23 protein-coding genes are annotated in these 25,227 nt (G+C 71.7%); 10 read left to right on the top strand and 13 right to left on the bottom strand.

The annotated features are described in order from the left end of the window. The first annotated feature begins 29 nt into the window (after positions 1-29). Positions 30-530, top strand: coding sequence for a flavodoxin domain-containing protein (locus HF995_RS01950; RefSeq protein WP_168446130.1), 501 nt, complete (start codon positions 30-32; stop codon positions 528-530). A 30-nt stretch (positions 531-560) separates the two neighbouring features. On the opposite strand, the gene HF995_RS01945 is transcribed toward HF995_RS01950, so the two are convergent. Then, a complete protein-coding gene (locus tag HF995_RS01945) occupies positions 561-1,994 on the bottom strand; it encodes an amidase (RefSeq protein ID WP_168446129.1) in 1,434 nt (477 codons plus the stop codon). Between the two features lie 149 nt (positions 1,995-2,143). Between HF995_RS01945 and phoH2 the strand changes: the two genes are divergently transcribed. Both phoH2 and HF995_RS01935 read left to right on the top strand, forming a co-directional pair. Next, positions 2,144-3,535, top strand: a complete 1,392-nt coding sequence (phoH2, locus tag HF995_RS01940; protein ID WP_168446128.1) for an RNA 5'-3' helicase PhoH2 — start codon at positions 2,144-2,146, stop codon at positions 3,533-3,535. Between the two features lie 47 nt (positions 3,536-3,582). Continuing rightward, entirely contained in the window at positions 3,583-5,220 is a 1,638-nt protein-coding gene (locus HF995_RS01935; RefSeq protein WP_168446127.1) for a DHA2 family efflux MFS transporter permease subunit, read from the top strand. A gap of 82 nt (positions 5,221-5,302) precedes the next feature. Here HF995_RS01935 and HF995_RS01930 read toward each other — a convergent pair whose 3' ends face one another. From HF995_RS01930 to xseA, 5 genes are all read right to left on the bottom strand, one after another. Further along, positions 5,303-6,730: a class II fumarate hydratase gene (locus HF995_RS01930; RefSeq protein ID WP_168446126.1), complete on the bottom strand. Its 1,428-nt coding sequence runs from the start codon at positions 6,728-6,730 to the stop codon at positions 5,303-5,305. 89 nt (positions 6,731-6,819) lie between these two features. Then, positions 6,820-7,503, bottom strand: coding sequence for a carbonic anhydrase (locus tag HF995_RS01925; RefSeq protein ID WP_168446125.1), 684 nt, complete (start codon positions 7,501-7,503; stop codon positions 6,820-6,822). A 133-nt stretch (positions 7,504-7,636) separates the two neighbouring features. Continuing rightward, complete coding sequence (locus tag HF995_RS01920; RefSeq protein WP_168446124.1) at positions 7,637-8,587, bottom strand: carbohydrate kinase family protein; 951 nt, start codon at positions 8,585-8,587, stop codon at positions 7,637-7,639. Continuing rightward, positions 8,587-8,841, bottom strand: a complete 255-nt coding sequence (locus HF995_RS01915) for an exodeoxyribonuclease VII small subunit (protein WP_168446123.1) — start codon at positions 8,839-8,841, stop codon at positions 8,587-8,589. The genes HF995_RS01920 and HF995_RS01915 overlap by 1 nt, the downstream gene beginning before the upstream one ends. Positions 8,842-8,916: 75 nt before the next feature. Further along, a complete protein-coding gene (xseA, locus tag HF995_RS01910; protein ID WP_350308693.1) occupies positions 8,917-10,176 on the bottom strand; it encodes an exodeoxyribonuclease VII large subunit in 1,260 nt (419 codons plus the stop codon). A gap of 126 nt (positions 10,177-10,302) precedes the next feature. On the opposite strand from xseA, the gene HF995_RS01905 reads away from it, so the two are divergent. Both HF995_RS01905 and HF995_RS01900 read left to right on the top strand, forming a co-directional pair. Next, complete coding sequence (locus HF995_RS01905) at positions 10,303-11,361, top strand: 4-hydroxy-3-methylbut-2-enyl diphosphate reductase (protein WP_168446950.1); 1,059 nt, start codon at positions 10,303-10,305, stop codon at positions 11,359-11,361. An 11-nt stretch (positions 11,362-11,372) separates the two neighbouring features. After that, positions 11,373-12,200, top strand: a complete 828-nt coding sequence (locus HF995_RS01900) for a putative protein N(5)-glutamine methyltransferase (RefSeq protein ID WP_168446121.1) — start codon at positions 11,373-11,375, stop codon at positions 12,198-12,200. Here HF995_RS01900 and cysM read toward each other — a convergent pair. Both cysM and HF995_RS01890 read right to left on the bottom strand, forming a co-directional pair. Further along, complete coding sequence (gene cysM / locus HF995_RS01895) at positions 12,170-13,075, bottom strand: cysteine synthase CysM (protein WP_168446120.1); 906 nt, start codon at positions 13,073-13,075, stop codon at positions 12,170-12,172. The two genes, HF995_RS01900 and cysM, sit on opposite strands and share 31 nt — an antisense overlap. A 35-nt stretch (positions 13,076-13,110) precedes the next feature. Next, positions 13,111-14,445, bottom strand: a complete 1,335-nt coding sequence (locus HF995_RS01890) for a DNA recombination protein RmuC (RefSeq protein ID WP_168446119.1) — start codon at positions 14,443-14,445, stop codon at positions 13,111-13,113. A 71-nt stretch (positions 14,446-14,516) separates the two neighbouring features. Between HF995_RS01890 and HF995_RS01885 the strand changes: the two genes are divergently transcribed. Both HF995_RS01885 and HF995_RS01880 read left to right on the top strand, forming a co-directional pair. Then, the gene (locus tag HF995_RS01885) at positions 14,517-15,296 is read left to right on the top strand and encodes an ABC transporter ATP-binding protein (RefSeq protein ID WP_168446118.1); all 780 of its coding nucleotides are present in this window, start codon (positions 14,517-14,519) and stop codon (positions 15,294-15,296) included. Next, positions 15,278-16,843, top strand: a complete 1,566-nt coding sequence (locus tag HF995_RS01880; protein WP_168446117.1) for a hypothetical protein — start codon at positions 15,278-15,280, stop codon at positions 16,841-16,843. Before HF995_RS01885 ends, HF995_RS01880 begins: the two co-directional genes overlap by 19 nt. Positions 16,844-16,847: 4 nt before the next feature. Here HF995_RS01880 and HF995_RS01875 read toward each other — a convergent pair whose 3' ends face one another. Continuing rightward, complete coding sequence (locus tag HF995_RS01875) at positions 16,848-18,212, bottom strand: MFS transporter (RefSeq protein ID WP_168446116.1); 1,365 nt, start codon at positions 18,210-18,212, stop codon at positions 16,848-16,850. Positions 18,213-18,236: 24 nt separating this feature from the next. Between HF995_RS01875 and ychF the strand changes: the two genes are divergently transcribed. Beyond that, entirely contained in the window at positions 18,237-19,322 is a 1,086-nt protein-coding gene (gene ychF, locus HF995_RS01870) for a redox-regulated ATPase YchF (RefSeq protein ID WP_168446115.1), read from the top strand. Here ychF and HF995_RS01865 read toward each other — a convergent pair. Both HF995_RS01865 and HF995_RS01860 read right to left on the bottom strand, forming a co-directional pair. Further along, positions 19,312-19,827, bottom strand: coding sequence for a tetratricopeptide repeat protein (locus tag HF995_RS01865; RefSeq protein ID WP_168446114.1), 516 nt, complete (start codon positions 19,825-19,827; stop codon positions 19,312-19,314). The genes ychF and HF995_RS01865 overlap by 11 nt on opposite strands. A 114-nt stretch (positions 19,828-19,941) precedes the next feature. Next, a complete protein-coding gene (locus HF995_RS01860; protein WP_168446113.1) occupies positions 19,942-20,175 on the bottom strand; it encodes a VOC family protein in 234 nt (77 codons plus the stop codon). Between the two features lie 193 nt (positions 20,176-20,368). Here HF995_RS01860 and HF995_RS01855 point away from each other — a divergent pair, with 193 nt between their 5' ends. Continuing rightward, entirely contained in the window at positions 20,369-22,006 is a 1,638-nt protein-coding gene (locus HF995_RS01855; RefSeq protein WP_350308692.1) for an MFS transporter, read from the top strand. Between the two features lie 19 nt (positions 22,007-22,025). Here the strand turns inward: HF995_RS01855 and HF995_RS01850 are convergent, their stop codons facing one another. Then, positions 22,026-22,679: an alpha/beta hydrolase family protein gene (locus tag HF995_RS01850; RefSeq protein WP_168446112.1), complete on the bottom strand. Its 654-nt coding sequence runs from the start codon at positions 22,677-22,679 to the stop codon at positions 22,026-22,028. A gap of 8 nt (positions 22,680-22,687) precedes the next feature. Then, complete coding sequence (locus HF995_RS14010) at positions 22,688-23,110, bottom strand: NAD(P)H-binding protein (protein WP_168446111.1); 423 nt, start codon at positions 23,108-23,110, stop codon at positions 22,688-22,690. Between the two features lie 491 nt (positions 23,111-23,601). On the opposite strand from HF995_RS14010, the gene HF995_RS01840 reads away from it, so the two are divergent. Next, positions 23,602-25,209 (top strand): peptide ABC transporter substrate-binding protein, encoded by a 1,608-nt coding sequence (locus tag HF995_RS01840; RefSeq protein ID WP_168446948.1) that lies wholly within the window; start codon positions 23,602-23,604, stop codon positions 25,207-25,209. The last annotated feature ends 18 nt before the right edge of the window (positions 25,210-25,227 follow it).

The following is a 25,227-nucleotide window of genomic DNA, read 5'->3' as shown; positions in this document are numbered from 1 at the left end:
TCCATTCGGCATCTGTGAGGAGAACTTTAATGAGGGCACTCGTGACTGTGGCATCTCGTCACAACGCGACACTGGAGATCGGCGAGGTCGTCGCCGAGACCATCCGCGCGAACGGGATCGAGTGCGACCTCATCGCCCCTGAGGACGTCACCTCGGTCTCTGACTATGACGTCGTGATCGTCGGATCGGCGATCTACACGGGCCGCTGGCTGCCCGAGGCGCGCGAGCTCGTCGAGCGTCTGACCGACGAGCTCCTCACGAAGACCGTGTGGCTCTTCTCGTCCGGTCTCGCGGACGCTCCCGCGAAGGGGTCGAACCGACCCGCCGAGACGCACGAGCGGATGACTGCGACGGGCGCCGTCGGGCACCGGCACTTCTCCGGCCGGCTGGACCTCAACGTGCTCAACTTCGCGGAGCGCGCGATCATCGCTGCGGCCCGTGGCAAGCAGGGCGACCGACGTGACATGGACGCGGTGCGCGAGTGGGCGCGCTCGATCGTCGCGCAGGTGCAGCAGACCGCAGGCGCCTGAGCCACCCGCGACTCGTCCCGACACCTGCCGCTAGGCGACCGGCGGGCGCCTGTCCTGCCAGCCGAAGACCTCCTCGAGCGTCCGCGCGAGACCGAGCAGCACGTCCTCACGACCGTACCGGGCGCCGAGCATCACACCTACCGGCAGCAGGGTGCCGCCGTCGTCGTGCATCGCCACGGGGAGCGAGATCGCCGGGCGGCCCGACAGGTTCCACACGCTCGTCCAGGGCGTGAAGCGCGTCTGCGCGGCGAAGTCACCCGCAGGGTCCGTGTCGTCGCGCAAGGCGCCGAGGGGCGCCGGGAGCTGGGCGAGGGTCGGGGAGACGATCACGTCGAACGCCGCCCAGCTCCGCGCGATCTCGCGCGTGAGCACCTGCACCGCCGCGACCGCCTGGGCGTGCTCGAGTCCCGTCACCGCGCGCCCCTGCTCACGCAGCCAGCGGGTGAGGGGGACGAGGAGCTCCTCGCGGTCCGCCGGGACGGGCGCCTGCAGCGCCATGACCGACCACAGCGCCCGGAACGCCCCCCAGCGTTCGGCCGGGAACGGCACAGGCGCCTCGGACACGTCGTGACCGAGCTCGACGAGCACGTCCGCGACCGCCGCGACCGCGGCGAGGCACGAGGGGTGCACCGGAGCGTCGTCGGCGATCACCGGCGAGGTCAGGATGCCGACACGCAGTCGCCCCGGGGGACGCCGTGCGGCCTCGAGGAAGGAGATCGTCGGGGGTGGCAGCTCGAACGTGTCCCCGGGCCACGGCCGCGCCGTCGCATCGAGGAGCGCGGCCGTGTCGCGCACGTCGCGCGTGAGGAAGCCGAGCGTCGCGAGGCCCGCGCCGTCGATGGCGTACGGTCCCGGGCTGATGCGGCCGCGGCTCGGCTTGAGCCCGACGAGACCGCACGCGCTCGCGGGGATGCGGATCGAGCCACCGCCGTCGCTTCCCTGCGCGACGGGGACGATGCGTGCGGCGACGGCGGCAGCAGCGCCGCCCGACGAGCCGCCCGCGGAGCGGGTGAGGTCCCAGGGCGTGCGGGCGGGCGCCTGCCCGTCGGGCTCCGTGTAGCAGGGCAGGCCGAGCTCGGGGGTGGTCGTCTTGCCGAGCATGACGGTGCCCGCCTGGTTGAGGAGGGTGACGATCCCGTCGTCGTGCTCGGGGACGTAGCCGGCGAGAGCACGCGACCCTGCAGACATCGGGACGCCCGCGACGGCGTTGAGGTCCTTGACGGGGCACGGCACGCCGAGCAGGGGCGGCAGCGCGTCGGTGTCGGTCGCGGCCCGCAGGACCGCCTCGGCCTCTCGGGCCTCCGCGAGGGCGCGCTCGGGCGCGAGCGTGACGAACGCGCCCACCTGAGGTCCCAGCGCCTCGGCGCGGTCGAGCGCGTGGCGCACGACGTCAGTGGGGGAGGTCTCGCCTTCGCGGATCTCCGCGGCGAGCTCGAGAGCGGTGAGGTCGTGCAGCTCGGCCATGGCGTCGAGCCTAGTGAGCGCCGGTCGCCGTCGCACCGGTCGATTGTTCACGTGATGGTTACGCGGGCACCCTCGCCAGACGAATGACACGGGCGTAACTTGTGGTGTGACGGACGACACACCGTCGTCCCGCACCCCGGGAGCCGGACATGACCGATCCGAGCACGCGATCCTCGGCGCAGCGCGCCCCCCGCCGCACGAACGCAGGGGCCCCACCCCCCGAAGATCCTCGCCGGACGTTCGTCGTCGACACGTCCGTCCTGCTCTCCGACCCGCGCGCCATGCTGCGCTTCGCGGAGCACGACGTCGTCCTGCCGATCGTCGTCATCACCGAGCTCGAGGCGAAACGCCACCACCCTGAGCTGGGCTACTTCGCGCGGAGCGCCCTCCGGCTCCTCGACGAGCTGCGCGTCGAGCACGGCGGGCTCGACGCCCCCATCCCCGTGGGCGACCTGGGCGGCACGCTGCGCGTCGAGCTCAACCACGTCTCGCCCGAGGTGCTGCCGGCTGGCTTCCGCCTCGGCGACAACGACTCGCGCATCCTCGCCGTCGCCGCCAACCTCGGCGCCGAGGGGCACGACGTCACGGTCGTGTCGAAGGACCTGCCGATGCGCGTCAAGGCGTCCGCCGTGGGGCTCGCCGCCGAGGAGTACCGTCACGAGCTCGTCGTCGACACGGGCTGGACCGGCATGACCGAGATCGACGTCGACGCCGACCGGATGGCCGCGCTCTGGGAAGCCGAGTCGGTCGAGCTCGCCGACCTCGACCTCACGACCGTGAGCCAGCCGGAGCACCTCGTCGTCAACACGGGCGTCGTCATGCACTCGCCCCGGGGCTCTGCGCTCGGCCGCGTGACGGCCGACAAGCACGTCCAGCTCGTCCGCGGGGACCAGGAGGTGTTCGGTGTGCGCGGGCGCAGCGCCGAGCAGCGCGTCGCGATCGACCTGCTCATGGACGAGTCGGTCGGCATCGTGTCGCTCGGCGGGCGCGCGGGCACCGGCAAGTCGGCGCTCGCCCTGTGCGCAGGGCTCGAGGCCGTCCTCGAGCGGCGGCAGCACCGCAAGATCATGGTGTTCCGGCCGCTGTACGCCGTCGGCGGGCAGGAGCTCGGGTACCTCCCGGGCACCGAGGCCGAGAAGATGAACCCGTGGGCCGAAGCAGTCTTCGACACGCTCGGGGCCGTCGTCGCGCGCGAGGTCGTCGAGGAGGTCATGGCACGCGACATGCTCGAGGTGCTCCCGCTCACGCACATCCGCGGACGCTCGCTCCACGACGCGTTCGTCATCGTCGACGAGGCGCAGTCCCTCGAGCGTGGCGTCCTGCTCACCGTGCTCTCGCGCATCGGGCAGAACTCCCGCGTCGTGCTCACGCACGACGTCGCGCAGCGGGACAACCTGCGTGTCGGGCGGCACGACGGGATCGCCGCGGTCATCGAGAAGCTCAAGGGGCACCCGCTGTTCGCGCACGTGACGCTCACGCGGTCCGAGCGCTCGCCCGTCGCGGCGCTCGTCACCGAGATCCTCGAAGGGCTCGAACCGTGACGTGGACTCCGGTGGGTGTTCGTGACACGGCGTGCTTAACCTAGGTCGTGACCACCGATCCCACGCCCTCCGGCACCGCACCGTCCCTCCCTGCTCCGGGCCCCGACGCCGCCCTCGTCGACCTGGGCGGCCGCAGCCCGTGGAGCATCCTGCCCCCGCTGTGCCTCGGCTTCTTCGTCATCATGGTCGACACGACGATCGTCAACATCGCCGTCCCGACGCTCGTGGCGACGTTCCAGACGTCGCTCGCCGCCGTGGGCTGGGTCAACAGCGCCTACCTCCTCACCTTCGCGGTGCTCCTGCTGGTCACGGGTCGGCTCGGTGACCGGTACGGCGCGAAGACCATGTTCGTCTCCGGGCTCGTCGTGTTCGTGCTCTCCTCGATCGCGTGCGGCCTCGCGGGATCCGTCGAGACGCTCGTCGTCGCGAGGGCGGTCCAGGGGGTCGGCAGCGCACTCATGACCCCGCAGACGATGGCCATGATCACGCGCGTCTTCCCGCCCGCGCGCCGGGGCGCCGCCCTCGGCCTGTGGGGCGCCACCGCGGGCGTCGCGACGATCGCAGGGCCGGTGCTCGGCGGGATCTTCGTCGAGACGATCGGCTGGGAGTGGATCTTCTTCGTCAACGTCCCGATCGGCGCGGTCGCGCTGTGGCTCGCCGTCACGCGCCTCCCGCGCCTCGAGACGCACACCCGCAGTCTCGACCTGCCCGGCGTCGTCCTCTCCGTCGTCGGGCTGTTCCTCGTGATCTTCGGCCTGCAGGAGGGCGAGACGTTCGAGTGGGGTCAGGTCGTCGGCCCCATCACGGTCTGGCGCATGATCGGTGCCGGCGTTCTCGTCACAGGTGCGTTCCTGCTGTGGCAGAAGCGCCGGGGCGACGACGCGCTGCTGCCGCTCACGCTCTTCACGCACCGCAACTTCACGCTCGCGAACGTCGCCGGTGCCGTGTCGTCTTTCGCGATGATCGGCATCTTCTTCCCGCTCACGCTGATCCTGCAACAGGTGCTCGGGCTGTCCCCGCTCATGGCCGCGATGGTGAACCTGCCAGGCTCGCTCGTGTCCGGCGTCGTCGCGCCGTTCGCGGGCCGGCTGTCCGACCGCATCCCCGGGAAGTGGGTCGTCGCGGCAGGGTTCGCGTTCCTCGCAGGCTCGGTCCTCTGGCTCACCCTCGTCGTCTCGCCGGACGCCTCGATGTGGGCGTTCTTCCCGCCGATGACCGTGTTCGGCATCGGCACGGGCCTGCTTTTCTCGCCCCTCGCCAACCTCGCGACGTCGGGCCTCGACCGCTCGACCGCGGGCGCGGGCGCCGGGGCGTTCAACATGAACCGTCAGGTCGGCGGGGTGCTCGGGTCAGCGGCGATCGTCGCGATGCTGACGTCCCGCCTGGGCGTCGAGGTGCCGGCAGCAGCGGCCGACGCCGCGGCCCGCCTCCCCGAGGAGGTCCGCGCCCCGTTCGTCGAGGCGTTCGCGTCGTCGAACGGCTCCGCGTTCTCCGGAGGCGGTGCCGGGCAGCTCGCGCTGCCCGACTCGGTCCCGTCCGAGCTCGTCGCCCAGGTGCGCGAGGCCGCGCTCGCGGCCGTCCACTCGGGCTTCAGCACCGCCGTCTCGCAGACGCTCCTGCTGACCGCTGGCGTGCTCGCGACCGGGCTCGTCGCGAGCCTCCTGATGAGTCGCTCCCCGCGCTGACGCGGCTGCGCCGACCTGCCCGCGCTGACGCGGCAGAGCGAAGGGTCCGTCGGCGCCGCCGACGGACCCTTCGCTCGAGGTGTCAGGCCTGCGGCGGACGCGTCATCGACAGCACGTCGAGCGCGCTGTCGAGCTGCTCCTCGGTGACCTCGCCACGCTCGACGAAGCCGAGGTCGATGACGGCCTCGCGGACCGTGAGGCCCTTCTTGACGGAGTGCTTCGCGACCTTCGCCGCCGCCTCGTAGCCGATCACACGGTTGAGCGGCGTGACGATCGACGGCGACGACTCGGCGAGCGCGCGGGCGCGCTCCACGTTGGCGGTGATCCCGTCGACCGTGCGGTCGGCGAGCACGCGCGACGACGTCGAGAGCAGACGGATCGACTCGAGCACGGCCGACGCGATCACGGGGATCTGCACGTTGAGCTCGAACGAGCCGCTCGCGCCCGCCCACGCCACGGTCGCGTCGTTGCCGATGACGCGGGCGGCAACCATGAGGACGGCCTCAGGGACGACCGGGTTGACCTTGCCCGGCATGATCGACGAGCCCGGCTGCAGGTCGGGGATGAAGATCTCGCCGAGGCCCGTGTTGGGGCCCGACCCCATCCAGCGCAGGTCGTTGCAGATCTTCGTGAGGGAGACCGCGATCGTGCGGAGCGCGCCGGACAGCTCGACGAGGCCGTCGCGCGCCGACTGCGCCTCGAAGTGGTCGCGCGCCTCTGTCAGGGGCAGGCCGGTGTCCTCGACGAGCAGCTCGATGACCCGCTGCGGGAAGCCTGCGGGCGTGTTGATGCCGGTGCCGACGGCGGTACCGCCGAGCGGCACCTCGGCCGCTCGGGGGAGCGCGGCCTGCAGGCGCTCGACGCCATAGCGCACGGCGGCCGCATAGCCGCCGAACTCCTGGCCGAGCGTCACGGGCGTTGCGTCCATGAGGTGCGTGCGGCCGGACTTCACGACCTCGGCGAACTCCTCGGACTTCGCGCCGAGCGCCGCGGCGAGGTGCTCGAGCGCCGGGACGAGGTCGCGCACGACGCCGGAGGTGGCGGCGACGTGGACCGACGTCGGGAACACGTCGTTGGACGACTGCGAGGCGTTGACGTGGTCGTTCGGGTGGACCTCGCGGCCCAGCGAGCGGCTCGCGAGCGTCGCGAGGACCTCGTTCGTGTTCATGTTCGACGACGTGCCGGAGCCGGTCTGGTAGACGTCGACGGGGAAGTGGTCGTCGTGCTCGCCCGCAGCGACGGCGTCGGCGGCGGCGACGATCGCGTCCGCGACGTCCTGGTCGAGGACGCCCAGCTCGGCGTTCGCGCGCGCGGCGGCCTTCTTGACGCGGGCGAGGGCCTCGATGTGGCCGCGCTCGAGGCGCGAGCCGGAGATCGGGAAGTTCTCGACGGCGCGCTGCGTCTGGGCGCGGTAGAGCGCGGCGGCAGGCACGCGCACCTCGCCCATCGTGTCGTGCTCGATGCGGAATCCTTGCGAGTTCGGCGTGCTGCCGACGGCGTTGTCAGTCATGGTCCCATCGTGCCGCACCGCAGGGCGTGCGGGTGCCGTGACGGCACGACAGGGCTCGGTTGTGACCTGGGTCACGCCGGACGGTGGTGTCAGGCGGTGACGGGCTTCTCGCCGACGTCGCCCTTGACCTCGAGGAGCGTCGCGCGACCGTCCGCGAGCGTGTACTCGACGCCGACGATCGCGACGTAGCCGTCGTCGACCGCCGCGCGGATCGCCGCGGAGTACCCGTAGAGCTGGTCGACGGTGTGGCGGACGTGCTCGCGGCGGAGCATGTTCTCGTCACGCACGTCCTCGCCGCGGCTCGTGACGTTCACGATGGACGGGATGACCCGGTCGACGACCGCGCGGACGAACCCCGTGGCCTGCTCGCCCGTCGCAAGGGTGTGGGCTGCCGCCGCGACGGCGCCGCACGAGTCGTGGGCGAGCACGACGACGAGGCGCGCGTCGAGCACACCGATCCCGTACTCGATCGAGCCGATGACCGTCGTGTCGAGGACGTGCCCGGCGGTCCGCACGACGAACGTGTCGCCGAGCCCCTGGTCGAAGATGATCTCGGCGGCGACACGCGAGTCGGAGCACCCGAAGATCACGGCGAACGGGTTCTGCGCGACGGCGAGCTCCTGCCGTCGGCCGGCACCCTGCGAGGGGTGCGCCATCTCGTCCCGGACGAAGCGCTGGTTGCCGTCCCTGAGCGCAGCCCACGCCTCGGCGGGGGTCGAGATCGGGCCGGTCACGGAGGAGGAGGCGGCCGTGCCGTCGGTGCGGTTGCTCATGGTGGACATCATGCGTCGCGTCCGGCGGTCTCGCAGCGCGCGTCCACATTCCAGCCGTGCCTCCGGCCGACGACGCGACCGGGGGTGCGAGCGCGGGTCGGCGTGGGGCGAGCGTGCTCGCGCGACGCGTCCCTCAGTCGAGCTCGTCGAGCCGCGGCGGGTTGGCGCCCGGGCGGGACACGGTGATCGCGGCGACCTTCGTGCAGCGTTCGAGCACGGCGGTGAGCGCGTCGGCGTCGATCGCCCTGAGCGCGGCGCGGCGTGCGCCGCCGAGCAGGTCGGCGGACCACAGGCCGTCGATGAGCGCCCCCATGAACGAGTCGCCGGCGCCGACCGTGTCGGCAACCTCCGTCAGAGGAGCGGCCACCTCGACCGTGCCTCCCGGGTACCAGGCGACCGCGCCCTCGCCGCCACGTGTCATGACGACGATGCTGCCCTGGCGCTTCTGCCACAGGGCGGCGCTCACCTCGGGGGCGCGGTGCGGGTACAGCCAGGCAAGGTCCTCGTCGGAGACCTTGACGACGTCCGCGAGCATGACGAGCTCCTCGATGCGCGGCGCCGCGGTGAGCGGCATGCCCATGAGCGTCGGGCGGACGTTCGGGTCGTACGTGATCGTCACGCTCGGCTGGAAGCGGCGCATGAGCGCGACGACGTCGTCCCCGCCGGGCGGGAGCGTCGCGGCGATCGAGCCCGAGTGGATCGCGACCGTGCTCTGCGGGACGTCGACGTCTGCGGGCATGCGCCACTCGATCTCGAAGTCGTACGACGCGGCGCCCTTCTCGTCGAGCTGCGCGGTCGCGATCGACGTCTGCGCGGCACCCGTGGCGCCGGGCGCGAGGGCGACGCCGGACGCGCCGAGCCACCGCCGGATCATCGAGCCGTAGGCGTCCTCGCCGAGCCATGCGAGGAGCTCGACGGTGCGGCCGAGGCGGCCGAGCGTGATGGCGACGTTCGCGGGGCTGCCCCCCGGGTGCTCGTCGACCGTGCCGTCCTGGCGGTGCACGACGTCGATGAGCGCTTCGCCGACGACGAGCACCTGGGCGGGTGCGGCGTCGGCCGCCCCGAGAGCAGTCTTGGGGGCCATCAGTCCTCGTCCTTCTCGTCGGTCGCAGTGCTTGCCGCGCGCTGGTGCGCAGACTCGAGCCGCTCGCGAGCGCCGTCGAGCCACGTCTGGCAGCGGGCGGCGAGCGCCTCGCCGCGCTCCCAGAGCGCGAGGCTCGCCTCGAGCGGCTCGCCACCGGCCTCGAGCCGGGCGACGACCTGGACGAGCTCGTCGCGCGCGTCCTCGTAGCTCAGGGATCCGACGTCGGGCAGCGGCTGGGATGTGGTCACGGACATACCGTAGCCAAGGCGACCGACACGCTCCGGGCCGTCCGTCCTGTGTCGGCTGCCGGTCCGTCGGGCGTCCGACGGTCAGTCGACGGTCGCGGCGACCTCGCCGTCGGCGAGGCGGACGCGCAGCGCGTCACCTGACGCGACCTGGGCGGCGTCGCGCAGCACGCTGCCGTCGGCGACCTGCACGACGGCGTAGCCACGCTCGAGCACGGACGCGGGGGACAGCGCGCGGACCTGCGCGCGCAGCCGGTCGACCTCGGCGCCCGCGCGCAAGAGCGCCGCGGAGAACGCGCTGCGGCCGTGCCGCGCGAGCTGCTCGACGTCGTCCGAGCGGCGCTCGATCATCGAGCCCGGATCCGCGAGCACGGGCCGTGAGCGGATCGCGTCGAGGCCGTGCTGCTCGCGATCGAGACGCCCGCGGACGGCGCGCTGCATCCGCTCGCGTGCCTGTCGGAGCCGCAGCCGCTCCTCCGCGACGTCCGGCACGATGCGCTTCGCGGCATCGGTCGGGGTCGAGGCGCGGAAGTCGGCGACGAGGTCGAGCAGCGGCGAGTCGGTCTCGTGGCCGATCGCCGAGACGAGCGGGGTGCGGCACGCGGCGGCCGCCCGGACGAGCGCCTCGTTCGAGAACGGCAGGAGGTCCTCGACGGCGCCGCCACCGCGGGCGACGACGATCACCTCGACGTCAGCGCGAGCGTCGAGCTCGGCGATCGCGGCGGATACCTGCGGCACGGCTGCGGTGCCCTGCACCGCGACCTCGCGGATCTCGAAGCGCACCTCCGGCCAGCGTGCGCGCGCGTTGACCACGACGTCGTGCTCCGCCTTGGACTCGCGGCCGCACACGAGCCCGACGACGCGCGGCAGGAACGGCAGCGGTCGCTTGCGCTCGGCAGCGAACAGGCCCTCCGCGGCGAGGATCGACTTGAGGTGCTCGATCCGCGCGAGGAGGTCGCCGAGGCCGAGCGCGCGGATCTCGTCGGCCTGCATCTGGAACGAGCCGCGGCCCTTCCAGAACGTCGGCTTCGCGTGGACGACGACGTGCGCGCCCTCCGCGAGCGGCGTCGTCTGCCCGGCGAGCACCTTCGCGTACATCGCGACGGGCAACGACACGTCCGCATCGGTGTCGCGCAGCGTCAGGAACGCCATGCCCGCGCCCGGGCGGCGGTTGAGCTGGACGACCTGACCCTCGATCCAGACGGGCGACATCTTGTCGATGTACTCCGCGATCTTCGACGACAGCAGCCGCACGGGCCACGGCCGCTCCGCCGTCGTGTCGAGGGCGCGCGCTGGCAAGGGACCGTGAGGGGCCGCGGACGAGGGGAGGGGAGCGTCGGTCACGCCCCCATCATCGGCCACGGGGGTGACACAGGCTCTCCACGTACCGTCCGGTCCGCGGCGAGGGCGGTCACCTAGACTTGCGAGGTGACCGAGACCCTCGCGCCCCGGACCTCCGGAGCCCCCGCCGTGGGGCGCCACCGCCGTGACGACGCCGCGGTGGAGCGAGGCGACGGCACGGCGGCGAAGCGGGTGCTGCTGGCTGCCCCGCGCGGCTACTGCGCGGGCGTCGACCGGGCGGTCGTCGCGGTCGAGCAGGCGATCGAGCACTACGGCGCACCCGTGTACGTCCGCAAGGAGATCGTGCACAACAAGTACGTCGTGGAGACGCTCTCCGAGCGTGGAGCGGTCTTCGTCGACGAGACGGACGAGGTGCCCGAGGGCGCGCGGGTCGTGTTCTCGGCGCACGGCGTCTCGCCGGCGGTGCACGAGGCTGCAGCGCGGCGTTCGCTCGAGACGATCGACGCGACCTGCCCGCTCGTGACCAAGGTGCACCGCGAGGCGGTGCGGTTCGCGGCGGACGACTACGACATCCTGCTGATCGGCCACGAGGGCCACGAGGAGGTCGAGGGCACGGCGGGCGAGGCCCCCGAGCACGTCCAGGTCGTGAACTCGCCTGACGAGGTCGATCGCGTGACGGTGCGGGACCCGGACAAGGTCGTCTGGATCTCGCAGACGACGCTCTCGGTCGACGAGACGATGGAGACGGTGCGGCGCCTGCGCGAGCGGTTCCCGACGTTGCAGGACCCGCCGAGCGACGACATCTGCTACGCGACGCAGAATCGTCAGGTGGCGGTCAAGAAGCTCGCCCCCGAGTGCGACCTGGTGATCGTGGTCGGCTCGCGCAACTCCTCGAACTCGGTGCGTCTCGTCGAGGTCGCGAAGGAGTATGGCGCACGGGCGGCATTCCTCGTCGACTACGCGAAGGAGATCGACCCGTCGTGGTTCGACGGCGTCGCGACGGTCGGCGTGACGTCCGGTGCGTCTGTCCCCGAGATCCTTGTCCAGGACGTCCTCGCCTACCTCGCCGAGCGCGGGTTCGCTGACGTCTCCGAGGTGCGCACCGCGACCGAGGACCTCATGTTCTCGCTCCCGCGAGAGCTGCGGACCGCGCTCAAGGAGTCGGGGCAGAGCCCCGCGCGTCCTGCGCGCGGCGGGCGCCGCTCCCTCCCGTTCGACCCGGCCTAGCCGCAGCCCTCGTGGATCCTCGCGTCGACGAGCTGGTCGCGGAGCTCCGCCGCGCCGGGTGTGTGTTCGCGGAGGACGAGGCAGCGGTTCTTCGCGCTGCCGCGGACGGTGACCGGCTCGCGGCGCTCGTCGCGCGGCGCGTGGCGGGTGAGCCGCTCGAGCACGTCGTCGGCCGGGTGGAGCTGGGCGGTGTTGAGTTCGCGGTGGGGCCGGGCGTGTTCGTGCCGCGGCAGCGTTCGCTCCTGCTCGTCGACCTTGCGGTCGGCATGGTGCCGCCGGGCGGGGTGCTCGTGGACGCGTGCTGCGGGTGCGGCGCGATCGGTGCGCTCGTCGCGCACCGGGTGGAGCAGGCGCAGGGGGCGACGGCGGAGCTGCACGCGTGCGACGTCGACCCGGTCGCGCTCGGCTTCGCCCGCCAGAACGTGGCGCCGTTTGCCGGCGAGGTGCACGAGGGGGACCTGCTGGCGGCTCTGCCTGCCAGGCTGCGGGGACGCGTGGACGTGGTGGTCGCGAACGCGCCGTACGTGCCGAGCGAGCAGGTCGACCTGATGCCGCGCGAGGCGCGGGACCACGAGCCCAGGCACGCGCTCGACGGCGGGCGGGACGGCCTGGACCTGCACCGTCGGCTCGCGGACCAGGTGGGCGGGTGGCTCGCGCCGGGCGGGCACGTCCTCGTGGAGACGAGCGAGCGTCAGGCGGCGGAGTCGGCGGAGGTCTTCGCGGCGCGCGGCCTCGAGGTCCGGGTGGAGCGCTCGGACGAGCTGGACGCGACGGTCGTCGTCGGGATCCGTGGGACTGCCCGCGCCGGTCAGTCGGGGAACACTCCGGTGGACAGGTAGCGGTCGCCGCGGTCCGCGACGATGAAGACGATCGTCGCGTCCGGGGTCTCTCGGGCGAGGCGGAGCGCGACGGCTGCCGCGCCGCCGGACGAGACGCCGGCGAAGATGCCTTCACGGCGGGCGAGCGCCCGCATCGTGTCCTCGGCGTCGGTCTGGCTGACGTACCGGAGCTCGTCGACGACGCTCGGGTCGTAGACGCGGGGGAGGTACTCCTGCGGCCAGGCCCGGATGCCGGGGATGCGGGCGCCTTCCTCGGGCTGGACGCCGACGATGCGCACGTCTCCGGACTGCTTCTTGAGGAAGCGGCCGGTCCCGGTGATCGTCCCGGTCGTGCCCATCGACGAGACGAGGTGGGTGAGTCGTCCGCTCGTCTGCTGCCACAGCTCGGGTCCGGTGCTCGCCTCGTGGGCGGCGGGGTTGTCGGGGTTGGCGAACTGGTCGAGGACGATGCCTTCTCCGGCGGCGACCATGGCGGCTGCGACGTCGCGCGAGTGCTCCATGCCGCGCTCGCGGGCGGTGAGGACGAGCTCGGCGCCGTAGGCGCGCATGGTGCGGGCGCGCTCGACGGACAGGTCCTCGGGCATGACGAGGACGAGCCGGTAGCCCTTGATCGCGGCGGCCATGGCGAGCGCGATGCCGGTGTTGCCGCTCGTGGCCTCGATGAGGGTGTCGCCGGGGCGGATGTCCCCGCGCTGCTCTGCGCGGGCGATCATGGACAGCGCGGGCCGGTCCTTGACGGAGCCTGCCGGGTTGTTGCCCTCGAGCTTGGCGAGGACGACCGTCCCGGGAGCGGCGTCCTCCGCGAGGCGCTGGAGCCGGACCAGGGGAGTCGACCCGACGGTCGACTCGATCGTCGGGTACTGCTGCTCGCCCATCGGTTCCTCCACGTCTCGGTGCGGCGGTGCGTCGCTCAGCCCAGGCTACGGACCCTGTCCCCGAGGTCGGGGATGCGGGCGGCGTCGTCTCGCTGCGCGGCCACGAGCTCGGGTGCGCTCACGGTCGACAGGCGCGGGTCGACGGGCGCGGGGCTCTCGAGCTCGTCGTCGACGACTCCGAGCGACTGGAACCGGCGGGCGGAGACGAGGACGCGGGTCTCGAGGGAGCCGATCGTCTGGTTGTAGGCGGCGGCGCTGCTCTCGATCGCGCGGCCGAGCCTGCCGAGGTGCCCGGAGAGGGTCGCGAGGCGGCCGTGCAGCTCCTTGCCGAGGGAGAGCACCTGCTGGGCGTTGTCGGCGAGCGTCTCCTGGCGCCACGCGTACGCGACGGTGCGCAGCAGCGCGAGCAGCGTCATGGGTGTCGCGACGACGACGTTGCGGTCGAACGCGTGCTCCACGAGCCCTGGGTCTGCTTCGAGCGCAGCGTGGAGGAACGGGTCTGCGGGGACGAACAGCACGACGAACTCGGGTGACGGCGCGAGCTGTTCCCAGTAGCGCTTGCCCGCGAGCTCGTCGACGTGGCGCCGCACGGCGCGGGCGTGGGTGGCGAGGCGCTCGGCACGCACGGCGGGGTCGTCCGTCTCGGATGCTTCGAGGTACGCGTTGAACGGCACCTTCGCGTCGACGACGACGTTCTTGCCGCCTGCGAGCCGCACGACCATGTCCGGGCGCAGCAGCCCGTCGTCGGTGCGCACGCTCGACTGCTCCACGAAGTCGACGCGTGCGAGCATCCCCGCGCTCTCGACGACCCGGCGCAGCTGAGTCTCGCCCCAGCGCCCACGCACCTGCGCGGACCGCAGCGCGGTGACCAGGCGGCCAGTCTCGGCCCGCAGCAGCTCCGACGACTCGCGCATCGCGCGGACCTGCTCGGTCAGCGTCGACGTACCGGCGAGCCGGGCGCGCTCGGCCTCGGCGACCTGGGACTTGAGCTGCGCGAGCGTCGTCGCGAGCGGGTCGACGAGCGCGCGCACGGCCGCCTCGCGTCGTTCCATGTCGGCCTGGCCCGCGACCTGCGTCGTGCGGACGCGCTGCTCGGTGAGCTCGAGCAGACGCTCGGAGCTCGTCGCGAGCGCCTCGGCGGCGAGGTCACGGAACTGCGTCGCGGCCTGCTGCCGCTCGTGCGCAAGGATCTCCTCGCGCTGCGCCGCGGCCCGCCGTTCGGCGTCGAGCTCCGCGGCGAGGCGCTCGGCACGCAGGGCGGTACGACGTTCGTCGGCGCCGCGACGTGCGCCTGCGAGGAGGTACCCGGCGACGAAGGCGAGCGCGAGGGCGACGAACGACACCGCGAGCGCGGTCGGGCTCATGTCCATGGCGCCACCCTGGCAGGGGGCACTGACAATCCGCCCCCGCCACGCGCGGCGAGGTCCCGTACGCTCGGGTCATGTCGACGTCGTCCACCCGCGAGAGCGCGCCCGCGCTCGCCCTGCGCGGGCTGTGGAAGCGGTTCGGCGAGAAGACCGCGGTCGCGGGCATCGACCTGACCGTGCCCGCCGGGTCGTTCTACGGCCTCGTCGGGCCCAACGGCGCAGGCAAGACGACGACGCTCTCGATGGCGACGGGACTCCTTCGTCCGGACGCGGGGAGCGTGCACGTCCAGGGCTTCGACCTGTGGCGCGACCCGGACACGGCCAAGCGCACGCTCGGCGTGCTGCCTGACGGCATGCGGCTCTTCGACCGCCTGACCGGCGCGCAGATGGTCATGTATGCGGGGCTGTTGCGCGGCATGGACCGCGAGACGGTCGCCACCCGCACGGCCGAGCTGCTCGACGCGTTCGACCTGACCCGCGAGGCCGGCACCCTCGTGATCGACTACTCGGCCGGCATGACGAAGAAGATCGCGCTCGCGACGGCCATGGTGCACGCGCCGCGCGTCATGGTCCTCGACGAGCCGTTCGAGGCGGTCGACCCGGTCTCGGCGACGAACATCATCCAGATCCTCGGCCACTACGTCGACGGCGGCGGCACGGTCGTCGTGTCGTCGCACGTCATGGACCTCGTGCAGCGGATGTGCGACCACGTCGCGATCATCGCGGGCGGGCACGTCCTCGCTGCGGGGACGGTCGACGAGGTGCGTGGCACGCGCAGCCTCGACGAGACGTTCGTCGAGCTCGTCGGCGGGCGGCGCGAAGGGCAGGGGCTGGAGTGGTTGCGCACGTCCTGAGGCTGCGGCTGCAGCTGTACGCCAACTCGCTGCGGCGCAGCGTCTGGTTCGCGCTCGGCACGCTGCTCGCGCTCGGCAACGCCGTGGTGGTCGTGCTGGTGGTCCTCGGCGGGGTGGGTTTCACGCGCCGCGTCTCTGACGAGCTCTTCGAGTCGACCGGTGTGCTCGTCGGGGCGATCCTCGTGCTCGGGTGGTGGGTCCTGCCGCTCATGGCGTTCGGTGTGGACTCGAGCCTCGCTCCGCCCCGGTTCGCGACGTTCGGCACCGACCGGCGCCGTCTGCTGGTGGGCATGGCTCTCGCCGCGGTGATCGGGGTCCCGGGGCTGGCGACGGTCGCGCTCGCGTCCCTCCTGCCGCTGCTCTGGCTGCCGGACAGGTGCGCCACGGCGGCCGGGCTCGTCGTGGCACCGATCGTGGTGGCGCAGTGCGTGGTGGGCTCCCGCGCGACGACGACGCTGCTCGCTCCGCTCATGCGCACGCGTCGCTTCCGGGAGGTCGCGGGCCTCATGGTGCTCGTGCCGGTCGCGATCGCGGGCCCCGTGGTCGTCAACCTGGGGCGGACGTTGCGCGAGGGGGCGGACCTCGTGCCCAAGATCGTCGAGGTCGTCTCGTGGACGCCGCCCGGGGCGGCGTGGGCCGTCCCGGTGGCGGTCGCGCACCGCGACTGGGCGGCGGCGGGCGCGCACCTCGCTGTCGCGCTGCTGACGACCGTCGCGCTCGTGGTGGTGTGGGCGCGCGGTGTCGGGCGGGTGCTCGTGTCGCCCCTGTCCGATGAGGTCGGCTCGCGCAGGACGCACGGCCCGGGAGTCTTCGCCTGGGTCCCGACGACGCCCGCGTGGGCTGTCGCCGCACGTTGCCTGACGTACTGGGTGCGGGACGTGCGGTACGTCGGCAACCTGACCGTGCTGCCCGTCATGGCTGTCGCGGCGTACTTCCTCACGAACGGCTCGCACACGGCGATGCTGCTCGTGGTGACGCCGCTCGTGGCGTTCACGCTCGGCTGGGCGATCGCGGCAGACGTCGCGTACGACAACACCGCGTTCTGGTTGCACGTCGCGTGCGGCGTGCGTGGGCGCGACGACCGCCTCGGGCGGTTCATCGCACTGTGCATCGTGGGGCTGCCGATCATCGTGGCGAGCGCGGTCGCCGCTGCGGCGCTCACGGGGCGGTGGGACCAGCTGGCGGCGGTCCTGGGGCTGTCGCTGGGCGTGTTCGGAGCGTCGGCCGGGCTGTCGAGCATCATCTCCGCGCGCTTCGTCTTCGCCGTGCCGCGGCCTGGCGACGGGCCGCTCTCGACCCCGCAGGGGTCGGCGACCGCGAACCTCGTCGTCCAGGGCGCCGCGTGGGCAGTCCTGCTCGTGCTCGTCGCGCCGCTCGTCGCGCTCGCGGTGCTCGCGATGCGCGGAGGCGACGTCGCGGGCTGGGCCCTCGTCGTCGTCGGCCCGGCGCTGGGCGCCGCCGTGGTCGCGGCAGGCCTGCGGTGGGGCGCGAAGCTCTACGACGCGGGCGTGCCGGAGCTGATGCAGCGGCTTCGGATGGTCGGCTGAGGCGTCACCGGACGACGCGCGGCGAGATGACGACGGCGAGGAGCGCGAGCAGGAGCGTCGCCGCGAACCCAACGGCGTAGCCGCCGACGCCGACGTGCGCGACGAGCGCCGCGACGGCCGTCCCGGAGAGGGCGAGGACGAACGCGCTCATGAGCGAGTCCGACACCTGGAGCGCGGACGTGCTCGCACCCTGCTCGTGCGGTGCGGCGAGGTCGAACACGAGGACGGCGAGCGTCGGGTAGATCATGCCGATCCCGAAGCCGCCGCACGCCCAGCCGACCCAGGCGATCGCGACCGGGGAGCCGGGGAGCACGAGGGTCGCGGCGGCGACGATCGCGACCGCGATGAGCGTCGAGCCGAGGCGCAGGTAGGTCGTGGGGGACCAGTGCCCGCGGCCGCGCACGGCTGAGCCGGTCGCCCACGTGACCGCCCCGACGGTGAGGATCGTGCCGGCGCTCGCGGGGGACATGTGTCGCTCGGTCTGCAGGATCAGCGGGAGGAACACCTCGGTCGCGAAGAACGCGGCGGCGACGATGCCGCGCAGCGCGATGACGGTCGGCAGGCCGCGAGCGGCGCGGAGCGTGCCTCGGGGCAGGAGCGGCGTCCCGGCGACGGCGGCGACGATCGCGCCGCCCGCGACGAGCGCGGTGCGCGCGGTGCCGTCGGTGGCGGCCCCGAGGGACATGGCGGCGACGCCGGCCCCGGCGAGCGTGGCGAGCCCGAAGCGCCGCCACGGCAGCGGGCCGGTCGAGGCGCCGTCGGCGGTCATGTCGGGCGCGGGGACGCGCCATGTGGTCATGACGATGATCACCGCGGCGGGCACGGCGATGACGACGACGGCGAGGAACACCCAGCGCCATCCGAAGGTCTGCACGATGAAGCCGGAGATCATCGGGCCGACGAGCGACGGCACGACCCACGCGGCGGAGAACGCGGCGAGCACCTTGGCGCGCTGCGCGGCCGGGAAGGCGCGCGCGACGATCACGTACAGCGCGACGACGAACATCCCGGAGCCGAGGCCCTGCAGGGCGCGGCCGACGAGAAGGACGGTCATGCTCGTGGCGAGGCCGGCGGCGAGGAGCCCGAGGGCGAACGCGACGACCCCGACGAGGAGCGGCTGCACCGGCCGAGCGCGGTCGGCGAGGGCTCCGGCGACGACCATCCCGATCACGGACGTCGCGAGCGTGAGCGAGAACGCGGCCGCGTACAGGCCGAGCCCGTCGAGCGCCTCCGCGATGACGGGCATCGCCGTGGAGACGGCGAGAGCCTCGAACGCACCCACGGTGATCAGCGCGACCATGCCGACGACGAGGACGCGCGAGCCTGGGGTCGGGGCGGGCTGGTCGGGGGCGGAGGGTTCGGTGGTCACCGATGCACTCTAGACTTGGCGACCGTGGCCCTCACTATCGGGATCGCCGGACTCCCCAACGTCGGCAAGTCGACCCTCTTCAACGCTCTGACGCGCGCGCAGGTGCTCGCGGCGAACTACCCGTTCGCGACGATCGAGCCCAACGTCGGCGTCGTGCCGCTGCCGGACCCGCGGCTGAGCAAGCTCGCGGAGATCTTCGGCTCGGAGCGCATCCTGCCCGCGACCGTGTCCTTCGTGGACATCGCGGGCATCGTGCGTGGCGCGAGCGAGGGCGAGGGCCTCGGCAACAAGTTCCTCGCGAACATCCGTGAGGCGGACGCGATCTGCCAGGTGACGCGCGCGTTCGCGGACCCGGACGTGGTGCACGTCGACGGCAAGGTCTCGCCGAAGGATGACATCGAGACGATCAACACCGAGCTGATCCTCGCGGACCTCCAGACGCTGGAGAAGGCGGTCCCGCGCATGGAGAAGGAGGTCAAGATCAAGAAGGGCGACCCCGCCCTCCTGGCGGCTGCCCAGCGCGCGCAGACCATCCTCGAGTCGGGACGCACCCTCTTCTCCGCGGCCGACGCCGAGAAGCTCGACCTCGCGGAGCTCGCCTCGCTGCAGCTCATGACGGCGAAGCCGTTCATCTACGTGTTCAACACGGACGACGCAGGCCTTGCCGACGAGGCGTTCCAGGCTGAGCTGCGCGCCCACGTCGCGCCCGCCGACGCGATCTTCCTCGACGCCAAGTTCGAGTCCGAGCTCGTCGAGCTGGAGCCCGAGGAGGCCGCGGAGATGCTCGCGGACAACGGGCAGGAGGAGGCTGGCCTCGATCAGCTCGCCCGCGTCGGCTTCCACACGCTCGGCCTCCAGACCTACCTGACGGCAGGCCCGAAGGAGTCGCGCGCCTGGACGATCCGCCGGGGCTGGACCGCCCCGCAGGCGGCCGGGGTGATCCACACCGACTTCGAGCGCGGCTTCATCAAGGCTGAGGTCATCGGCTTCGACGACCTCGTCGACGCTGGCTCGGTCGCCGCCGCCCGCGCCGCGGGCAAGGCCCGCGTCGAGGGCAAGGACTACGTCATGCAGGACGGCGACGTCGTGGAGTTCCGCTTCAACGTGTAGTCGGCTCGTCTGGAGTCGCTGGCTCGGTTAGCGCGGCGGCATAGTTGCGCATCGAGCGCTGATACCGGGGCAATGCCTCGATTTGCGCCTCGATGGCGACCCGGAGCGCCTCATCCTTGCGGCCCGCGCTATGAAGCGCCAGAGCCAACACGACACGAGGCGCTGAGCCTGTCGATTCGTGAGTCGGGGCGGCGCTCAAGACAGCGATGGCTTCGTCAAGTCGGCCGAGGTTGCGCAGGGTCGATCCGTACTGCACGGCGAGTTGAGCATGCCGAGCGTCGTCGAGGGTGAGTTCGAGCGCGCGCTCATACTCCGCGCCTGCCTCAGCTTCGAATCCCATCGAGTCGTACATGCTCGCGAGCTCGAATGCGCCCCGGCCGTCGCGCGCTGGGCACGCGTTAGCCAACTCCCGCATGGTCTTGACGCCTTCATCACGGCTGAGGGAGTCGAATGTGTCCCAGAGGTCTGCGACGGATGCTTCCCATTGGTTGAGGTCTGCTGGCATGGAATCTAGTTTGTCAGGCAGCAACCTACGACGTCGTGAGAGAACCGGTGGCAATCGGTGGCAGAGGTTGCTCCGTAACGTAATCCGGTGGAGTTCCGCTTCAACGTGTGACAGTCAGGCGGTGGCGTCCTTGGTCATCGCGAGCCGGATGAGGTTGCCGCACGTGTCGTCGAGGACGGCGACGGCGACGTTCCCGTAGTCGGTGACGTCCTGCGTGAAGGGGACCCCGTCTGCGGTGAGGGCGGCCTTGAAGGTCTGCGCGGCGGGGTGCTGGTCGGGTTCGGTGTAGAAAGCGAGAGCCTTCGTCTGGTCGTCGACGTAGATGCTCGTGAGCTTGATGCTGATCACGCCCCGGGTTCCTATGGCTGTCGGGTGCGCGGACGGCGTGCCTCACCGTAGGCAGGTCCGGCGATCGCCACACGGGTGGATGCGCTCAGGTGGTGAGCGCGATCACGCCGCCGCGAAGCGCAGGCGGGAGTATCCTGACACAGCGTCGGTAACCCGCCGATCGTGGCAGTGCACGTCGAGAGCGAATGGTCCCGTGGACGAACAGAAGGCAGCACCGAACCCCAAGCGCTGGTACGCGATGGCCGCGGTATCGCTGGCCGTCTCGATCATCATCATGGACGCCACAGTGGTGAACGTGATCCTGCCGGTTCTCATCCAGGACCTCTCGCTCAACGCGGCGGAGGCCGAGTGGGCCAACTCGGTCTACGCGCTCGTCTTCGCGGCGCTCCTCATCACCGTGGGTCGCATGGGTGACCTGTTCGGTCGACGCAAGCTGCTCCTCGTCGGCATCTCGGTCTTCGTCGCAGCGAGCCTCATCGCTGCCGCCGCACCGAGCGGCGCCGTCCTGCTCGCCGGCCGCCTGCTGCAGGGCGTTGGCGGCGCCATGATCCTGCCGTCGACGCTCTCCACGGTGAACGCCATGTTCACCGGTCGTGAGCGCGGCATCGCCTTCGCGATCTGGGGATCCACGATCGGCGGTATGGCCGCCGTCGGCCCGCTCGTCGGCGGTTGGCTCGCGACCGACTTCTCCTGGCACTGGGCGTTCCTCATCAACGTGCCGATCGGCATCCTCATCGTGATCGGCACGGTCCTGTGGGTCCCCGAGACCCGCGACCCGCACGCCGAGCGTGGCGTCGACGCCGCAGGCATCACCCTGTCGATCGTCGGCCTCGCAGCCCTCGTCTTCAGCCTCATCGAGGGGCAGCGCTACGGCTGGTGGCACACCGACATCGCGCCGACCGTCGGCAACTGGACGTGGGAGTACACGATGTCGCCCGTCCCGTTCACGTTCGCGATCGGCGTGCTCTCCATCGTGGCGTTCGTCGTCGTCGAGCGACGTCGCGCGGCCACCGGCCGCCCCGTCCTGCTCGACCTCGGCCTGCTGCGCATCCGCAGCCTGCGCTACGGCGCGGTCGCGGCGCTCATCGTCGCGCTCAGCGAGTTCGGCATGCTCTTCGCGCTGCCGCTCTACCTCCAAGGGGTCCTCGGGTACACGGCCCTCAACACCGGCTTGCTCGTCCTGTGGCTCGCGATCGGCACGTTCCTCATCTCGGGCGGCACCGCGCAGCTCGCGCGCCGCATGAGCGGCCGCAGCATCGTCCGCATCGGCCTGCTCCTCGAGGTCATCGCGGTCGCAGGCCTCGCGCTCAGCATCTCCGGAACGGCGAGCGCCTGGGTGCTCGGCGCGTGGCTGTTCCTCTACGGTGTCGGCGTCGGGCTCGCGACCGCGCAGCTCACGAACGTCATCATGATCGACGTCCCGGTCGCCGAGAGCGGCCAGGCCTCAGGCTTCCAGAGCACCGTGCGACAGCTCGGCGCGGCGCTCGGCGTCGCCGTGCTCGGCACGGTCCTCGTGACGACGCTCGCGAGCGCGACGATGTCGAACCTCGAGAAGGTCGAAGGCCTCACCCCGCAGGCGCAGGAGGAGCTCGTCGCCGTCGTCAAGGGGTCCGCGGGCGCCGCGATCCCGAGCCTGTCCCAGATGCCCGGTGCGGGCGACGCCGTGCAGACGGCGGCCGAGGACGCCATGGTCACTGCCGCACGCGTCACGACGTTCGGGGCTGCAGGAGCGCTGCTCGTCGGCCTCCTCGCCACGGTGGGCCTGCCGGCCCGCAACGAGCACGACGACGTCGAGCCCACGACACCAGCCGACGTTCCCGCCGCCGACTGACGCCCGCTCGTCATACGGCTCAGCCGAGCGACTCGACGAACGTGCGGACCTCGTCGACGACGCGCCGCGCGACGGCGGTCGCGTCGACAGGGGAGGACTTGAGCACCTTCATGGAGTGGTCGGCGCCCGGCACCGCGGTGACGCGGACGTCGGCGGTGGGGGCCGTGGCGAGTGCCGCGCGGACGTCGTCGGCGGTGCCGAACGTGTCGCGATCACCTTGGAGGACGAGCCTGGGGACGCTCGGCAGCAGCAGCTCGTCGATACGTGAGCGTTCGGGCTTGCCCGGCGGGTGCAGGGGGAAGGCGAGGCAGACGACGCCGGTCGCCGCGACCGCCTGCGCGGTCCTGCATGTAACGCGCGCTCCGGCGCTGCGGCCGCCGACGACGAGCGGTCGCCCGTCGGCGATCTGCGCGACGTGCGGAGCGGCGGCGAGCCAGCCGACGTCGAGGGCTGCAGGACGAGGCGCGACCTTGCGGCCGGCGACGCGCCACGGCTGCTCGTACCGCACGACCGTGACTCCTGCTGCGGGCAGCGTCTCGGCGAGCGCTGCGAGGTCGAGCGCGTCGATGCCGCCGCCGGCGCCGTGGCCGAGCCAGAGCACCGCTCGGGCGTCGGTCGCTGAGTCGACGACGAGGCGGCCGGGACCGAGGTCGGTGGAGACGTCGACGTTCATGCGGGGCCTCAGCGCGAGCTGACGCCGAACGCCTTGCCGAGCGCGGCGTCGTCCGTCAGGAGGTTGAGCGTGAACGCAGCGAGGTCCGCGCGCGGGATAGTGCCGCGCAGCGTGCCGGGCTGGCCGACCTCGAGGGCGGTCCAGGCGCCCGTCGCGGGCTTGTCTGTGAGCCCGCTCGGACGAACGATCGTCCAGTCGAAGCCGGATCCCGTGACCGCGGCCTCCTGTTCGTCGTGGTCGGCGAGGGGCTTGGCGAGCGCGAGCATCGTGATGCCGCGCATCGCGCGGGGGAGCTGCACGGAGGAGCCGCCCGCGCCTGCGGGTGCGGTCCCGCGGCGGGAGAGCACGACGACGTCGTGCCCCGCGTCGATGGCGTGCGTGGCGAGCTGGGCGCCGGTTCCCTGCGAACCGCCGATGATGCAGATCTTCACGTGCTCCCCTGGGGGTCGTCGTGGCTTGCCCCTGGTGGGCAGGGGGAGGCGGCGGGTTGAGCGTTGCTACGAGCAACTGTTACATGAAGTTAACAGTCCGATGCCTGAGATAGTGAGGGTCACATCCTGGGCTTTTGTCGGAAGCGCCGTTGCGGTGTGACCCAGGTCTCTCTCCGAAATTGCTACCAGGCGATATGCGACCGTCCGGCATCTGGGACGTGATCGCGTTTGCGCAGGTCGCGGCGTCACACGCTCTCTCGGTCGGGGCTCGGTGTGGACGAACCGTATATCCCGGAACTGTAACGATTGGCTCGCAGAACGAGGTCAGGGCCCCCTAATCAGCGGATTTGCTGTGTACCGTCTCCAAGAACCACAGTTGGTTCTGTACGTGGCTGCCCCAGGCTGCACCGATGGCTGTCGGTGCCTCGGCGCTCAAGCGCCAAGCCCGAGGGGGGCCACCCCCACGAGGAGGAACATTGAAGAACAAGCGGATGCACGCTGCGGTGGCTCTGACCGCCGTCGGCGCGCTCGCCCTGACCGCGTGCAGCGGTGACGGCGACAACACCTCGAGCTCGGCCCCCACGAGCACCTCGACCACGAAGTTCACCATCGCGTACAACGGTGACGGAGGCCACCAGGCCTGGGTCGACGCGGTCGCCAACTCGATCAAGAACACGCTCGGCATCCAGGCCGAGGGCCAGCCGTACGCGACGTTCGCGGAGCTCCGCAAGGACGTCCAGGACCGGAAGATGACCGGCGCGTTCCGCACCGGATGGCAGGCGGACTACCCGTCGCTCTACAACTTCCTCGGCCCGCTCTACGGCACGGGCGCTGGCTCCAACGACGGTGACTACAGCAACGAGAACTTCGACGGGCTCCTCCGCCAGGGTCTCGCCGCGAAGTCCGTCGAGGAGGCCAACGGCTTCTTCGACCAGGCGCAGGAGCAGCTCTTCACCGACCTGCCCGCGATCCCGCTGTGGTACTCGAACGTCACGGGCGGCTCGTCCGAGAACGTCACCGACGTCGAGTTCGGCTGGAACTCGCAGCCGATCTACTCGGCCGTCAAGAAGGACAAGGGCGACGGCATCGTCCTCGCGAACGGCTCCGAGCCCGCGAACCCCCTCGTCCCGGGCATGACGAACGAGACCGGCGGCGGCCGCATCATGGACCAGATCTTCCAGGGTCTCGTGTCCTACAAGGCTGACGGCTCCCCGCAGAACGAGCTCGCTGAGTCCATCACGAGCGACGACAGCCAGACCTGGACCATCAAGATCAAGTCTGGCCACAAGTTCCAGAACGGCGAAGAGGTCACCGCGAAGTCGTTCGTGGACGCGTGGAACTACGGCGCGCTCCTCAAGAACGCCCAGCTGAGCTCCTACTTCTTCGAGTCGATCGAGGGCTTCTCGTACGACGAGGACTCCGAGCTCACCGGCCTCAAGATCGTCGACGACCAGACGTTCACGGTGAAGCTGAAGCAGCCCGAGGCTGACTTCCCGCTGCGCCTGGGCTACACGGCGTTCATGCCGCTGCCGTCCGTCGCGTTCGAGGACATGGAGGCCTACGGCCAGGCCCCGATCGCCAACGGCCCGTACATCGTCAAGGAGGGCAGCTGGAAGCACGACACGTCGATCGACCTCGTGCCGAACCCTGACTACGACGGCCCCCGCACGCCGCAGAACAAGGGCATCCGCTTCTCGTTCTACACGTCGCAGGACACCGCGTACACGGACCTGCTCGCGAACAACCTCGACGTCCTCGACGCCGTCCCGGACAGCGCGTTCTCCACGTTCGAGGGTGACCTCAACGGCCGCGCCGTGAACCAGGCCTCGGCCGTGTTCCAGTCCTTCACCATCCCCGAGAAGCTCGAGCACTTCTCGGGCGAGGAGGGCATCCTCCGCCGCCAGGCGATCTCGATGTCGATCGACCGTGAGGCCATCACGAAGGCGATCTTCGAGGGCACCCGCACCCCGGCCAAGGACTTCACGTCCCCGGTCATCGCCGGCTGGAACGACAAGCTCAAGGGCTCCGAGGTTCTCACGTACAACCCGGAGAAGGCCAAGGAGCTGTGGGCCAAGGCCGACGCCATCAGCAAGTGGTGATCACCCTCCGGTGACATC

Origin of the sequence: Sanguibacter hominis ATCC BAA-789 (assembly GCF_012396185.1) — a bacterium.
Classification (GTDB): domain Bacteria; phylum Actinomycetota; class Actinomycetes; order Actinomycetales; family Cellulomonadaceae; genus Flavimobilis; species Flavimobilis hominis.
The sequence above is the reverse complement of the archived record's forward strand: the minus strand, read 5'-3'. Positions and strand labels throughout refer to the sequence as shown.